The organism is Acinetobacter sp. YH12236, assembly GCF_013417645.1.
In the GTDB taxonomy this organism is placed as follows: Bacteria; Pseudomonadota; Gammaproteobacteria; order Pseudomonadales; family Moraxellaceae; genus Acinetobacter.
This window is the reverse complement of record NZ_VPDM01000013.1, coordinates 59,251-73,687: the sequence shown is the minus strand read 5'-3', so window position 1 is coordinate 73,687 and position 14,437 is coordinate 59,251. Positions and strand designations below refer to the sequence as shown.

Annotated in this window: 12 protein-coding genes; 9 read left to right on the top strand and 3 right to left on the bottom strand. The window is 40.3% G+C overall.

The window, feature by feature from the left end; translation table 11 throughout:
• Positions 1-134 precede the first annotated feature (134 nt).
• From moaA to FTV14_RS07805, 8 genes are read left to right on the top strand one after another with little or no spacing between them, the layout of a single operon-like run.
• Positions 135-1,187: a GTP 3',8-cyclase MoaA gene (moaA, locus tag FTV14_RS07840; protein ID WP_180053714.1), complete on the top strand. Its 1,053-nt coding sequence runs from the start codon at positions 135-137 to the stop codon at positions 1,185-1,187.
• A 1-nt stretch (position 1,188) separates the two neighbouring features.
• Complete coding sequence (locus FTV14_RS07835) at positions 1,189-1,440, top strand: MoaD/ThiS family protein (RefSeq protein WP_005234437.1); 252 nt, start codon at positions 1,189-1,191, stop codon at positions 1,438-1,440.
• 1 nt (position 1,441) lies between these two features.
• On the top strand, positions 1,442-1,990 hold the full coding sequence (locus FTV14_RS07830; RefSeq protein WP_159124323.1) for a molybdenum cofactor biosynthesis protein MoaE: 549 nt from the start codon (positions 1,442-1,444) through the stop codon (positions 1,988-1,990).
• Between the two features lie 49 nt (positions 1,991-2,039).
• Positions 2,040-2,963, top strand: a complete 924-nt coding sequence (gene moaCB, locus FTV14_RS07825) for a bifunctional molybdenum cofactor biosynthesis protein MoaC/MoaB (protein ID WP_180053713.1) — start codon at positions 2,040-2,042, stop codon at positions 2,961-2,963.
• Positions 2,963-4,192, top strand: coding sequence for a molybdopterin molybdotransferase MoeA (locus FTV14_RS07820; RefSeq protein WP_180053712.1), 1,230 nt, complete (start codon positions 2,963-2,965; stop codon positions 4,190-4,192). The genes moaCB and FTV14_RS07820 overlap by 1 nt, the downstream gene beginning before the upstream one ends.
• 14 nt (positions 4,193-4,206) lie before the next feature.
• The gene (modA, locus tag FTV14_RS07815; RefSeq protein WP_180053711.1) at positions 4,207-4,968 is read left to right on the top strand and encodes a molybdate ABC transporter substrate-binding protein; all 762 of its coding nucleotides are present in this window, start codon (positions 4,207-4,209) and stop codon (positions 4,966-4,968) included.
• A 26-nt stretch (positions 4,969-4,994) separates the two neighbouring features.
• Positions 4,995-5,678: a molybdate ABC transporter permease subunit gene (gene modB, locus FTV14_RS07810; protein WP_180053710.1), complete on the top strand. Its 684-nt coding sequence runs from the start codon at positions 4,995-4,997 to the stop codon at positions 5,676-5,678.
• Between the two features lies 1 nt (position 5,679).
• Positions 5,680-6,321 (top strand): ATP-binding cassette domain-containing protein, encoded by a 642-nt coding sequence (locus FTV14_RS07805; RefSeq protein ID WP_180053709.1) that lies wholly within the window; start codon positions 5,680-5,682, stop codon positions 6,319-6,321.
• Here FTV14_RS07805 and FTV14_RS07800 read toward each other — a convergent pair.
• The 3 genes from FTV14_RS07800 to FTV14_RS07790 form a co-directional block, all read right to left on the bottom strand.
• Positions 6,311-8,863 (bottom strand): EAL domain-containing protein, encoded by a 2,553-nt coding sequence (locus FTV14_RS07800; protein ID WP_180053708.1) that lies wholly within the window; start codon positions 8,861-8,863, stop codon positions 6,311-6,313. The two genes, FTV14_RS07805 and FTV14_RS07800, sit on opposite strands and share 11 nt — an antisense overlap.
• A gap of 150 nt (positions 8,864-9,013) precedes the next feature.
• Complete coding sequence (locus FTV14_RS07795; RefSeq protein WP_180053707.1) at positions 9,014-10,600, bottom strand: sensor domain-containing diguanylate cyclase; 1,587 nt, start codon at positions 10,598-10,600, stop codon at positions 9,014-9,016.
• Between the two features lie 506 nt (positions 10,601-11,106).
• A complete protein-coding gene (locus tag FTV14_RS07790; RefSeq protein WP_004783133.1) occupies positions 11,107-11,604 on the bottom strand; it encodes a Dps family protein in 498 nt (165 codons plus the stop codon).
• Between the two features lie 665 nt (positions 11,605-12,269).
• Between FTV14_RS07790 and katE the strand changes: the two genes are divergently transcribed.
• Positions 12,270-14,393 (top strand): catalase HPII, encoded by a 2,124-nt coding sequence (katE, locus tag FTV14_RS07785; protein ID WP_125279290.1) that lies wholly within the window; start codon positions 12,270-12,272, stop codon positions 14,391-14,393.
• Positions 14,394-14,437 lie beyond the last annotated feature (44 nt).

Sequence of the window (14,437 nt, the reverse complement as noted above, 5' to 3'; positions counted from 1 at the left end):
AACTGAATATTTTGCTTTTGGCACAAAGTTGGAACACTTATTGCAAATCTAATTATTACAAGATTGGGCGATTTGAGTTTCGCGCACTGCATATGTGCAACAACCCACCCAATGCCTGAAGATGGATGTTCAACATGAATATGATGACACAGCTTAAAAATGATGCCTTGTTTGTCGATCAATTCGGTCGTGGCAAGCGCAAGCTAAGGATTTCAGTGACCGATCGCTGCAATTTTAAATGTGTTTATTGTATGCCTGAACATCCGGAATGGACGAAAAAACACGATCTGCTCAGTTTTGAAGAGCTGTATCAATTTTGCGATTTTATGGTGCGTCATGGCATTCAGTATATCCGCATTACCGGTGGTGAGCCTTTAATGCGTCAGGGCGTAGTGCATTTTGTTGAACAACTGCAAGCGCTGAAAAAGCTGGGACTACAACGCATTTCCATGACTACGAATGCGCATTACTTAAAACAATATGCACAGGCCTTAAAGCAGGCGGGACTGGATGACCTGAATATTAGTTTGGACAGTCTGGATGCTGATCAGTTTAAACAGCTGACCCAAAAGGATTTGGCACCTGTACTGGAAGGAATTCAGGCAGCACAAGCTGCAGGTTTACCGGTTAAGATCAATACCGTGCTGATGCAGGGTATCAATGATGATCAGATCCTGCCATTGGCGCGCTGGTCAGTTCAGCAAAATATTGTCCTGCGCTTTATCGAATTTATGCCACTTGATGGTGATCACAATTGGTCTACTGAGCATGTAGTCAGTGAACAATACATTTTAGAAACTTTGGCGACTGAATTTACGCTCACTCAAAAAACTAATAATTCTGCCCAATCAGCTTCGGAACCCGCACGCCAGTATCTGATTGATGGCCATCCGATTGGAATTATTTCAACCATTACCAATTCATTTTGTGGCAGCTGTGACCGCTTGCGATTGACTGCACAAGGTGAATTTTATAACTGCCTGTTTGCACCTCAAGGCTTGAATCTTAAAAAGGAAATCAAATCACTAAATTCATCTGTCGCTCTAAGTGAGTTGAATTTGTATGGTGCTTTATCCCGATATATCTGGAACAAAGAACAGGGCTTTCATGCCATAGAGCAGCGTTTAAAAAATCAAAGTATGAATCAAAACAGCCGCAAAATTAGTATGCACATGATAGGAGGCTAAGATGTCACAGATCAGAATCAGAATTGAAGCCTTCGGTGCGGTAGAGCGACAGTTACCGCAAGATCTCGAAATTATCTGCAAATCTCAAAGTACCGTATCTGAAGTTTTGAATCAGGTGGGACAAGATTATCCTGATGCATTTGGCATGATTGAACGCTGTGCCTGTGCCATTGGTGAAGACATCATTTCACGTCAGACACCTCTTAATGCTGACAGTACTTTGGTGCTGTTGTCACCTGTCGCAGGAGGCTGAAATGAGCGAATTCAAGCAATTTTCTAGGATTCAGGATACTGCTTTAGATCTGGAAAGTTTTGATCCGATCCAGTCTTTTCCTGAATGTGGTGGAGTTGGAGTATTTATTGGAACGGTACGCAATCACCATGAAGGTAAAGCAGTCAAGGCACTGAAATATACGGCCTATGCACCTGTTGCAGAAAAAATGATTCGCCAGATTGAACAGGAAATCCAGGCCAAATACGGCGTGTCCTATGTGCGGGTGATTCATCGAATTGGGGCATTAGATATTGGTGAAAAAGCCATTATTGCAATTGCTTATGCTGCACATCGACATGAGGCTTTTGCTGCTTGTGAGGAAGCAGTAGAGCGGGTCAAACATGAGGTGCCAGTCTGGAAAGAAGAGTTTTATATGGATGGCAGCAGTCAATATGTTGAGGGATGTTGTATCCGTAAAGATGTAGAAACTGCTCACATGCATCATCATCCAAAACATTCAGATGAGACGCATCAACATTGTCATCATGCCAAAGAGAATACACCATTCATCTATCAATGGCCGATATAAGTCAGAACAGACACACGTTTTAAGAAGAAATGAACTATAGGAACATGCAATGAAAAATGTCGGGATGAAAGCAGAAAGTTATCGGACTGCAGTAGCTACAGGGATTCTGCATGCACCGCCACATTGCATTGAATTATTACGGAATGGCAATACGGAAAAAGGTGATGCTCTAAAGACAGCTCGCATCGCCGGGATTTTAGGGGCTAAACGAACCGATGAACTGATTCCACTTTGTCATCCCTTACCAATTTATCGTGCAGATGTGGAATATGAACTGTTTGATGCACATGTCGAAATTATTGCCACAGTAGAGACTATTGGTCCAACTGGTGTGGAAATGGAAGCCTTGACTGCCGTTAGTCTGGCTGGATTGACCCTCTATGACATGCTTAAACCACATTGTGAACCGGAAGATCTATGTCTGGATCAATGTAAATTGCAAAAGAAAAAAGGCGGTAAATCGCATTTTACCCGTGTCTTAAAAGAAGCCTTGCCAGCATCCATCATTGTGCTTTCAGATACGGTCGCTGCCGGTAAAAAACCGGATACAGCAGGGCAAAATGTCCTGGAAATATTACAAGAAGCCAATTTTGAAAATATTGCCTATCAGGTAATCCCAGACGACCCTGAACAGTTATTGGCACTAGTTGAACAGCAAAAAAATGACTATCCATTGATCCTGACTGTAGGTGGAACAGGCTTAGGTCCTAAAGATCTAACAGTTGAAACTTTACAGCCTTTACTGAAACGGGAAATTCCTGGACTCATGGAAGCTTCACGCAGTTTCGGCCAGAAACGAACGCCGTATGCGGCTTTAAGTCGTGGCGTTGCGGGCTATATTGATAACAGTTTGGTAATGACTTTACCGGGCAGCCGACAAGGCGCCAAAGAATCTTTAATTGCCGTACTACCAGCGTTGGTACATTTATTTGATGTGCAAAAAAATATTCCACATCAAGGCGGTTATCAATAATGTCTGGATGCGGAGCAGACCATGGTCTGATTACAGTAGATCAGGCTTTAGAATTGATTTTGCAGCATACTCAAGTGTTAGCAACTGAACGACTGAAGTTGAATCAGGCCCTGAATCGTTATCTGGCAGAAGATATTTATTCTGGGATTAATTTACCGTTATTTTCGCAAAGTGCCGTAGATGGTTATGCACTGTGTACCCAAGCTGCAATTGAACCAGAAAGTGAGTTTCAGCTTATCGGTGAAATTCGGGCAGGGCAACAGGATGAGCTGCAACTTCAGGATGGTCAGGCAGTCAGGATTTTTACCGGCGCTAAAATTCCGCTTGGGACTACTACGGTCGCACGTCAGGAAATCGTTCAAGCAATTGATTTATCCAGAATCAAAATTACGGAACAGCTTAAAATTCATGCCGATATTCGGGATGTGGGCGAAGAAATTTCAGTCGGGCAATTATTGGCCAATAAAGGTCAGCAGCTGTCAGTCGGTGCAATTGCCTCTTTAAGCATGGCGGGGATCAATACTGTTAAGGTTTTTCAATATCCTAAAGTGGCTGTGGTCATTACAGGTGATGAAGTTGCTGAAAGTATCGAGGATTTTGCAGCGGGTAAAATTTTTGATGCCAACGGTCCCCTGATTGAAGCCTGGTTTCAGCAAGCTGGGCAGCAGGTTGAGATTTTTCATGTTGCAGATACTGAAGCGGCAGTATGGGATCTCATTCAAGAATTATCAGCAAGCCATGACCTGATTTTAACCACGGGCGGTGTATCTGTCGGAGATTATGATTTCATTCGGCCTGTAGCACTAAATTTAGGTTTCGACCAGATATTCTGGAAAGTAAAACAGAAGCCGGGCAAGCCGATGTTCTTTGCCCAGCTACAGCGCAATGATAGTTCACATTGTTATCTGCTGGGTTTGCCGGGCAATCCCGCAGCAGTGTATGTGGGCATGCAGATCTACACCGCAACTTTATTAAATGCCTTACAAGGACACAAATCTCAGCCGAACTGGTTTAATGCTGTACTCACCCATGATCTGAAAATGGATGCCAGAGAGCGCTTTTTAAGAATGTCTGCCAGCTTTGAGCAGTCGATTTTACGAGTTAAAAGTCTGTCCAAACAGCAATCACATATGCTGAGCAATCTCATGCAGGCCAATTGTCTGGTTCGAATTCCGGCAGGGAAAAGCTTGAAAGAAGGGGATCTTGTTCAAGGTTTATTTATTCACTGATGGGGTAGATGCACATGAAAAAATCTCTGTTTTTATCCATGTGCATTGCCATGATGTTTTCCTCAGTCCATGCAGGAACAGTGAAGGTTTACGCCGCAGCGAGTCTAAATAATGCTGTGACCGAAATTTCCAGGATTTACCAAGCCCAACATCCACAAACTAAGATTATTTCCGTATTTGGTGCATCTTCTGCTTTAGCCAAACAGATCGAAGCAGGAGCTAGTAGTGATCTATACTTTTCAGCTGATCAGGATTGGATGAATTATCTGGTACACAAGAAACTTATAAATTCCAGTTCAGTTCATCCCATCCTGTTAAATCAGTTAGTGGCGATCAGCCCGAAACATCTGAATATTCATTTTAAACCCCAGTCCAGTTTTAATTTTGCCCAGTCCTTTAAAGGTTATGTATGTACCGGGCAAATGGAGTCAGTGCCTGCCGGGAAATATACCAAGCAAAGTCTGACCAAACTGAATTGGTTAAATGGCTTAAAAGGACGAATTGTTGGAACGGATGATGTACGCTCGGCTTTGGCTTTTGTCGAACGAGGTGAATGTGAAGTTGGGATTGTCTATAAAACTGATGCCTTGATCAGCCGAAAAGTAAAAATCATCGGTACTTTCCCAGCAAATTCACATAGTCCGATTGTTTATCCTTTAGCTTTGACACGGCAAGGCGAGCAGAATAAAGAAGCAGTGCAATTTGAACAATTTATACAAAAAAGCGCGCAGGCCAAAGCTATCTTTCAAAAATATGGATTTAGGCTGAATCCCTAGATAATGACTGGAGAAATAACTGCAAGATGTTAAGTCCAGAAGAACTCAGTGCGCTCTACCTGTCTGCCAAGGTGGCCAGCTTTGCGACCTTATTCTGTTTACCTTTTGCAGTAGCATTGGCTTGGGTTTTAGCCCGACATGAATTTCGGCTCAAGTTTCTGGTTGAAGCATGTTTGCAATTGCCAATGGTATTACCGCCTGTGGTTTTAGGTTACTTACTTCTGGTGCTGTTTGGTAATCAGGGCATGATTGGCCAATATCTCAATATACTCGGACTGCAACTGGCATTTAACTGGAAAGGGGCGGTATTGGCCTCGATGATTGTGGCATTTCCGCTGATGGTGCAACCGATCCGTTTGTCATTTCAGCTTATGAACCAGCAACTCGAACATATCGCAGGTTCATTGGGCGCAGCACCGTGGAAAGTGTTTTGGAGTATCAATTTACCTCTGGCGATTCCCGGTATGCTGATTGGCAGCATCTTATGTTTTAGCCGCAGTCTGGGTGAGTTTGGTGCCACCATTACTTTTGTGGGAAATATTCCGGATGAAACCCGCACTATTCCCATCGCAATTTATTCCTTACTGCAACAACCGAATGGTGAAGAAATGGCGATGCGTCTGGTGGTTTTATCTATTTTTTTGGCATTTACTGCCTTAATTGCCAATTATCTTATTTTGCAAAACTATCAACGGAAATTAGGAGGCTGAAATGTTGAAGTGTGATTTTCAATATCAACAAGCCGATTTTGGGTTGAATATTAAACTGGAAATGTCGCAGCAACTATTAGGGATTGTCGGTGCATCTGGGAGTGGAAAAAGTACTTTACTCAAAAATATTGTCGGGCTATTAAAACCTGACCAAGGATATATTCAGTTTAATCAGCAGGATTTAACCAATATAGAAAAGAAAATTAATATTCCAATGCATCAGCGCAAGATTGCATTAGTTTTCCAGAATGCTTTGCTGTTTCCACATATGAATGTGCAGCAGAACCTATGTTATGCAGAAAAACTGATATCTAAAGCAGATCGAAAATTCCAGTTTGAAGACATCGTGGAATTATTAGAATTAAAGCCTCTAATTTATCGCAAAGCCCATCAGCTATCAGGTGGAGAAGCGCAGCGCGTTTCTATTGGTCGGGCATTATTGTCTTCACCAAATTTGTTGCTACTAGATGAACCTTTAACGGGACTGGATCAACAGTTAAAACAGCAGATTTTACCTTTTCTAAAACGGATCAAAGATGAGCTGAATTTACCGATGATTTATGTGACCCATCATTTAGAAGAGTTAGCTTACTTAGAAGCTGAAACTGTACTGCTCAAACAGGGAACATTAATCAGAAACTGATTAACTCTAGCTGATTGAGCCGGGCAGGTTTTGCATAGTAAAAACCTTGCAGATAATCACAATGATGTGATTTTAAACACTCAGCCTGTTCAGGATTCTCAATTCCTTCCGCAACGACTTCCAGATCCAGCTTATGCGCTAGGGTAATTATGGCTTCAATAATGGCCTCATCTCGTGGATTGCCAGGTAAATGCTGAACAAAGCTACGATCCAGTTTGATCTCATCGATCGGTAAGCTACGTAAATAACTTAAACTCGAATAACCAGTGCCAAAGTCATCTACCGACACTTTAATGCCCAAAGCCCGGACATTTTTTAAGATCTCAATGGACTTATCACCGCTGGCAATCAGCATGCTTTCAGTCACTTCGAGTTTTAGTAACTCATGCGGGAATTCAATTTCCGCTAATAATTGCTGGAGATCACTCAGGAATCCACTTCTTTTAAACTGTAAAGGAGATAGATTGACGGCAACCGAAATTTGAGTCTCATGCTGCATATTCCAGGCTTTAACTTCCTCACAAGCCTGTCTAAGTACCCATTCGCCAATTGAGACGATTTGCCCGGTTCTTTCTGCAAAAGGAATGAAATCGGCAGGAGAAATAAAGCCTTTTTCTGGATGTTGCCAGCGGATCAAAGCTTCCAGACATTTGACCTTGCCCGTTTCACTGTCCAGAATCGGCTGATAAAACAGTTTAAACTGCTGTTCGTGCAGAGCGACCATCAGTTCATGACGAAGCTGTACATAATCTACCTTCGGTAAAGGCTCTTTCGTGAAATTATACCAGTGCCAGGTATTACCCCCTTCGGCATTGGCATCACGCATGGCATCTTTGGCAGCATTGATAAACTGCTTAACACATTTGATGTCGGGATCGGCATCAGCGACACCAATACTGGCACTCAGGTGAATGTCATAACCATCTACGTGAAAAGGCTGAGATAATCCGGCGATGATTTCTTCGGCACGTACAGCGACTTGCTTGAGATCAGCCATTTGAGTTAATAAAATTGCAAACTCATCCCCTGAAAATCTGGAAATTACATCTTCCGGCTCCAGGTTTTGGCTCAGACGATTGCCCACTAGTTTTAAAATTTTATCGCCAATATCATGACCGAGGCTTTGATTCAAAGGTTCAAAATCATCCAGATCCAGATATAAAAGCACTAGATTTGCAGAACCACTCTGCGCTAGATGCAGTTTTTCCTGAACCACTTCTTCAAACAGCTTATTGTTGATAAAGCCGGTTAAATGGTCATGTGATTCCTGATAAGCGATTAGTTCTTGCTGGGCAACATGCTGACTCACATCCTGTTGAATGGCAATGAAATGAGTGCACTTATGATTTTCATCAAAGACTGGACCTAGGTTTAGCTTGTTCCAGAACCAGTGTCCATCCTTACGATAATTTTTCAGGACAATCTTGATTTCAGATTTATTCTGAATGGCTTCGCTGATTTGCTGGACGCTTTCCGCGGAAGTATCAGGTCCCTGCAAGATGCGGCAATTTTTTCCTTTGAGTTCTTCCAGGCTATAACCGGTAATCTGCTCAAAGGCCGGATTAACATATTCAATAGGTTGGTCATTTTCTGCCGAAGTTAAAATAATGCCATGCGGATTTGCATCGACACTACGTTTCATTAAGCGCAGCATTTCATTGTTTTGATAGCGTTCAGTTATATCGCGTGCCACGCTAAAAATACCGACAATTTCACCATTCACTTTAATTGGCAAAAAAGTTAAATCGAGCCAGTATTTCTGTCCTGCCGAGTTATGTGCCTGAACTTCAAGGTGTCCAGTCAGACCATGCTTGGCCTGCTCAAAGGCTTCTAAGGCAAGAGGGCGATGTTCAGGTTCAATAAAATGGTCAATTTTAGTTCCGATATGCGATTTAACACCAACTTCGTTAAAAAATTTGGTGGCCAGGTTGGCATCTACAATATTGCCGTCCAGATTATGCTCAAAAATTGCATCGGGATGAAAAGAGAAAAATGACTGATATTTATCTTTGAGATGATTTCGTTTTTTGCGTTCTTCATACAACTCAAAGGTTAAGGCGATCAGCGAAGCCGCATATTGCAGAAGGTCAATTTCATTTGGAGTAGGGGGCTTAATCGAACGATAATAAGTACCAAAAGAGCCAAAAAGTTTGCCACTCCCATTGGCAATTGGTACGGACCAGCAAGCTCTTAAACCATTTTGTTTAACCAGATCTTTATATGCGACCCAGTTCGGATCATTGAGTAAATTCTCACAGACCACTAAACGACGATGATATGCAGCTGCACCACACGCGCCTACATTCGGGCCGATTTTTAGATCTTTTAAAGCGTCTATATATTCTCTGGAAAAATAGGATGGTTCTTTTATTAAGTTAAGCGTTTGTTCCTGTTCCGAATACAACATGAAAGATACCAGTGCATCCGGGATTTTATCCCCTAACCATGCGGTAATCGCATCTATGATATCCTCTAAGGCAGCAGCTTGACCAATCAGATTAAAAATCTCTTGGCTGGTGCCTCCATTATAAAAAGAAGTCATATTGTATCCTTAAGTATAAACCTCTATATAAACCTAGAAGTATTAGAGAAATTATACTGTTTTTTTGAATAAAAGATCTAAACCCCATAACACAATAACAAAATAATATATTTAAATTATCTACTTAATAACTGTATAAAAATATTATTACTAGGTACTTTTTTCACCTGTCACCACACGATTTCTCCCTAAATGTTTGGCTTGATATAAATTCGTATCTGCTTGTTTTAAAACTTCTTTGATATCAGACGAAGTTAAAGGCCAGTGTGCAATACCGAGTGAAGCAGTGACTATTCCTACTTCAAGTAAATAAGTCGATGCCAGTTTATGTCTTAATCTTTCAGCGATTTTAGTTGCATGTGAAATCTCTTTGACTGGCGCAAGAATAATAAATTCTTCACCACCAACGCGACAGCAAATATCCTGTTCACGAAAACTTTCCCGAATAAATCCGGCAACTTTGGTTAATACCACATCACCCATATCATGCCCATGACGATCATTAATTTTCTTGAAATAGTCAATATCCAAAACCACCACAGCAAAATAAGTTTTATTGCTAATTAAATCATTTAAAAATAGTTCAAAGCCACGACGATTATAAAAGCCGGTTAAAGGATCGGTTAAAGTATCCTGTTTAAGTTCTTCAATCTCCTGATTAAAAACGTTTACACTAGATAATAGGGATCTCTTGAATTTAAAAACTTCAAAATACCAAGGCGTAATATGATTAATCTTTTCAGTGATACCTGGATCATTCAAATGACTTGCCATTTTGGCAAGATCATTTAATGGAGAGGTAATAGATTTTGAAATACGCCAGATGATTAAAAAGATAATAATATAGATAACAAAAATTGTGCCAATTACTTTGTAGGCAAGAAGACGGGCTTGGGCGAATAAATCTTCTGTAGGCTGCTGAAACACCACGGTCCAGTTAGTCGTAGGAATTTTTGCAAAACTTGCTAGTTCGCTAACTCCCATATCGTTGTTTAATTTTATTTTACCTGAGCTATGAGACTCCATATAAGCTAAACCGGTATTGTGTTGGAATGTTTTTCCAATTCTCTCTCTTTCTGGATGATAAATAATTTTATGTTCTTTATCAAAAACATATAAGTAGCTATTTTTATAACCATAATTTTCGCTTAAAAGTGTCTTTAATAAGGATTCTTCATGTAAATAGATAAACCCTGCAATAAAGCCTTGGTATTTATTATTCTGATCAAAGATGGGAAAACTAACCAGGACGACCAGATTACCTTTTAATGAATAATAGGGTGAGGAAATATAAGGCTTCTTTGATTCGAGTGATTTGCTAAAGCCCAAAGACCGGATAATCGCAACTTTATCTAATTTCAAGATTTCAGGCGCATATTCGATGACATGACCATCTGCATCGCTGATCAAAACACTGCTAAAAGAATTAGATTGTTGAATCAATCTGTTTAATTCAGTTTTTAATAACTGCTCATTATGAAAGCCATTCTTAATAATATTGGCACTGAGGCTTAAATCATTAAATATATTTTTAAAATATAAATCAGAAATAGAAGCAACTTTAGCTGCATACTCATAATTAGTTGCAAGAGAATTATTAATCAGTTGCTGTCGGTGAATTACATTGCTCACAATCAATGTAATTGAAAAAAGAATCACCAGACTCACAAGTAAAAGGATTAAAATCAATTTACGTAAATTAAGTTTGAGTGAAATGAGCAGCTTTTGAACACTCATAACTTAATCCCCTGAATCTTTCAGAAATACAAAATGTATACAATATATTTCAATAATTATATTATGTGATGTGGTTCTCTATTTTAGATGAATAATATTCAGTTTGTAAGCATTTTTGAAGCTTAATCTGTTGCTTATTTTGTAAGCAGAAATGGTTTGGTCCATTTGTTCAATATATTTAAAAGATATGGAAAAAGACTGAGATCAAAAAAAGTGATTAAATGCTGATTTAGTAAAAATTATATTTTTATAATATAAGAAATTTTTATTTAAAAGCCAAATTCCCTATCTAAGCTAATATAATTAAATAGATAATAAATAAAGATTTATTGATTAAAAAATAATTTCTTAAAAGGTAAATATTTATTTTTCAAAGCCTTCACTATAGGGTGGAAGGTGAGATAAATAAGTGCTCAAAAGGATATGACTTAAATTTGAGCACTTATTTGTTCTAGAAAAAGCTAATTTTCTGATTTTAAAGTTATTTTCTCAATGAGAAAAGTTAATTACTCTAAAGTACTTCTTAACATCCAGGCTGTTTTTTCATGCACATCAAGACGTTGCGTGATTAAATCTGCAGTCGGTTGATCGTTGACTTCATCAACAACTTCAAAAAGATTGCGTGCGGTACGAGCTACCGTTTCATGAGCATTTACCAATAAACGCAACATTTCTTGGGCATCTGGTACACCTTCTACTTCTTTAATAGCAGTCAGCTTAACAAATTGCTGGTAAGTGCCGGGTGCGGCAAAGCCTAAGGCCCGGATACGTTCTGCAATCAGATCAAGAGCATTCCACTGTTCGGTATATTGGGTCATAAACATGCTGTGCAGACTATTGAACTGTGGTCCGGTGACATTCCAGTGAAAGTTGTGGGTCATTAAATAGAGGGTATAGCTGTCTGCCAATAATTTAGATAGACCTTCGACGATTTTGGCACGGTCTTCGTAAGAAATACCAATATCAATTTTCATAGCTTTAGCATTTTTTTCTGAAGAGCCCATGTTTTACTCCTTAACAATTTTGTAGAGAGATATCTTTTAAAATAGAAGTTTGCCAGTCATGGCTGAAAAGATAGGAAATCTTGGCAGCATGACCTTTTATATGAAATAGATTTTTGCCACTATTTATATGTGGAAATAATTTTAAGTACTTCTGAGTTATATAGTTTATAGGACGGGCAAAGATATAAGTTTAGGCGTTCTGTATAGCCTGGTGACAGGATTGTAACTGTATAAAGAAATTAATTTTGCCTTATAAAACTCAAATGTCTGGATCAGCTTTTTAAAAACTTGTTTTCATTTTTAGATGATTAAGCCTTTATTTCATGATTTTATCTTTTAGTAAAAACTATCAGCTTTAAATTTTTCAAACTTTGTGATCGTTACTCGGTAAAAAAAACTGTGTAGTTAAGAAAAATAACAGAACTGTGCCTTTATTAAACAAGCCACTACAAAGACTCAGCAATGTATTCGTCAAATCTCGTTATGTTAGGGATACAGACGAAATCAATAAAAAGATTTTCATACTCAGCAACAGCTCACCGCATGCAGATAAAAGTGGAACTTTATTTTTCTGTAAAAACGCCAAGATGTTGAATAAAACTCAAGCGAATTTGAGATAGGCAAAAAAAGACTTCACTAAACTCAAGATCAGCAAGGAAAATGTCATGAAAATTAAGGCGAATAGTCCAGCCACAGGTAAAAATGGTTTAGATAAGCAAAATACCAATAAAAAAAGTGAGCAGCTTGATGCATACCGTAGCGACTCAACCGAACAGACACTGACTACCAACCAAGGTGTCAAGATTTCGGATAACCAGAACAGTCTAAAAGCGGGCGTTCGTGGTGCGACTTTAATGGAGGATTTTATTCTCCGTGAAAAGATTACCCATTTTGATCATGAGCGTATTCCAGAGCGAATTGTGCATGCACGTGGTGTTGGGGCACATGGTTTTTTTGAAGCTTATCCAGGCAATGAAAAATGGACTAAAGCCGGGTTTCTAACCAATACCGGTGCCCAGACTCCTGTCTTTGTTCGATTCTCTACAGTACAAGGTCCTCGCGGTTCAGCAGATACGGTACGTGATATTCGTGGTTTTGCGACCAAGTTCTATACGGATGAAGGTAACTTTGACCTGGTAGCCAACGATGCACCAGTGTTCTTTATTCAGGATGGCATCAAGTTCCCTGATTTTGTCCATGCGCTGAAACCTGAACCACAAACCGAGATTCCATCAGGTGCGTCAGCACATGATACTTTCTGGGACTTTGTCTCTCTTGTACCTGAATCTGCACATGCGGTGATGTGGGCAATGTCGGATCGTGCTATTCCACGTAATTTACGATCTATTCAAGGTTTTGGTGTACATACTTTCCGTTTGATCAATGCCGAAAATAAAGCTGTCTTTGTGAAGTTCCACTGGACGCCTAAACAAGGTTTGACACAGCTGGTATGGGATGAAGCGCAAAAACTGGCAGGTAAGGATCCGGATTTCCATCGTCGTGACCTGTATGAAGCGATTGCTTCCGGTAATTACCCGGAATGGGAATTAGGCGTACAGATCGTTCCTGAAGAAGATGAGATGAAATTTGATTTTGACTTGCTGGATGCAACCAAAATCATTCCGGAAGAACTGGTTCCAGTGACTCCAATTGGCCGTATGGTGTTGAACCGTAATGTTGATTATTTCTTTGGCGAAACTGAGCAGGTCGCTTTCTGCCCAGGTCATGTCGTACCAGGCATTGACTTTACCAATGACCCACTACTACAGGCCCGACTGTTCTCTTATACTGATACTCAGCTGAGCCGCCTAGGTGGTCCAAACTTCCATCAGATTCCAATCAATAAGCCGGTGTGCCCATTCCATAACAATCAGCGTGATGGTCTGCATCAACGTCTTATTCACACCGGACAGGCCAACTACGAACCAAACTCGATTGATGACAACTGGCCGGCTGAAGCACCAGGTGCGACTCAGGCAGGTGGTTTCGAAAGCTATCAGGAGCGTATTGACGGTCATAAAATCCGCCAGCGTAGTGAGTCTTTTAATGATCACTTCACTCATGCCCGTTTATTCTATCAAAGTCAGGCACCGCATGAGCAGAAGCATATTATTGATGCCTATGTATTCGAACTGAGTAAAGTACAGCGCCAAAATATCCGTGAACGTGAAGTTCTCGAAGTGTTGTGCAATATCGACTTGACGCTGGCTCAACAGGTTGCGGACCAGTTAGGAATTGAAATCCCAGCTGAGAAAAAAGCTGCCAAACTGCCTGATGTTCTGATTTCTAAGCGTCTGTCTTTTGAAGCGTTTAAACCTGCCGATATTAAGGCACGTAAAATCGCGATTCTGGCACATGACAAAGCCAATGAAGCCAGTATCAAAGCTGTACAGGCTTGGGCTGAATCAGAGAGTGCTGTGGCTGATGTGTTAACACCTCGTCCAGGACCAGTTCTGAGCCAGCAAGGTACAGTGATCCCATCTGATGGCATGCAGAAAGCTGAACCGTCAATTGCCTATGATGCTGTAGTTATTGTCGATGGCGATAACTATGACATGGTGCTGAAAGATGGTATCGCGACTCACTATCTGCTTGAGGCTTATAAGCATCTGAAACCGATTGTCTTCCTGGGAGATAAAGGTCAGCTGATTGAAGATCTAAAACTGATCAGTGATGAAGGTACTTTAGCAAATTCTCAATTCGATACTGTGCAAGATAGCTTCAAGACCTTGATCATGAATCACCGGGTTTGGGCGCGTGAATTGATCTCAGAAACTATTCCTGCATAAATACCATGAGAATAGAAGCTTCGGCTTCTATTCTCTATTTCAAG

Coding starts and splice junctions, on each gene's coding strand:
- FTV14_RS07820 (WP_180053712.1), top strand. CDS start 2,963: ATGTCTGGATGCGGAGCAGACCATGGTCTGATTACAGTAGATCAGGCT.
- FTV14_RS07795 (WP_180053707.1), bottom strand. CDS start 10,600: ATGAGTGTTCAAAAGCTGCTCATTTCACTCAAACTTAATTTACGTAAA.
- modB (WP_180053710.1), top strand. CDS start 4,995: ATGTTAAGTCCAGAAGAACTCAGTGCGCTCTACCTGTCTGCCAAGGTG.
- FTV14_RS07790 (WP_004783133.1), bottom strand. CDS start 11,604: ATGGGCTCTTCAGAAAAAAATGCTAAAGCTATGAAAATTGATATTGGT.
- katE (WP_125279290.1), top strand. CDS start 12,270: ATGAAAATTAAGGCGAATAGTCCAGCCACAGGTAAAAATGGTTTAGAT.
- modA (WP_180053711.1), top strand. CDS start 4,207: ATGAAAAAATCTCTGTTTTTATCCATGTGCATTGCCATGATGTTTTCC.
- moaA (WP_180053714.1), top strand. CDS start 135: ATGAATATGATGACACAGCTTAAAAATGATGCCTTGTTTGTCGATCAA.
- FTV14_RS07830 (WP_159124323.1), top strand. CDS start 1,442: ATGAGCGAATTCAAGCAATTTTCTAGGATTCAGGATACTGCTTTAGAT.
- FTV14_RS07835 (WP_005234437.1), top strand. CDS start 1,189: ATGTCACAGATCAGAATCAGAATTGAAGCCTTCGGTGCGGTAGAGCGA.
- FTV14_RS07800 (WP_180053708.1), bottom strand. CDS start 8,863: ATGACTTCTTTTTATAATGGAGGCACCAGCCAAGAGATTTTTAATCTG.
- moaCB (WP_180053713.1), top strand. CDS start 2,040: ATGAAAAATGTCGGGATGAAAGCAGAAAGTTATCGGACTGCAGTAGCT.
- FTV14_RS07805 (WP_180053709.1), top strand. CDS start 5,680: ATGTTGAAGTGTGATTTTCAATATCAACAAGCCGATTTTGGGTTGAAT.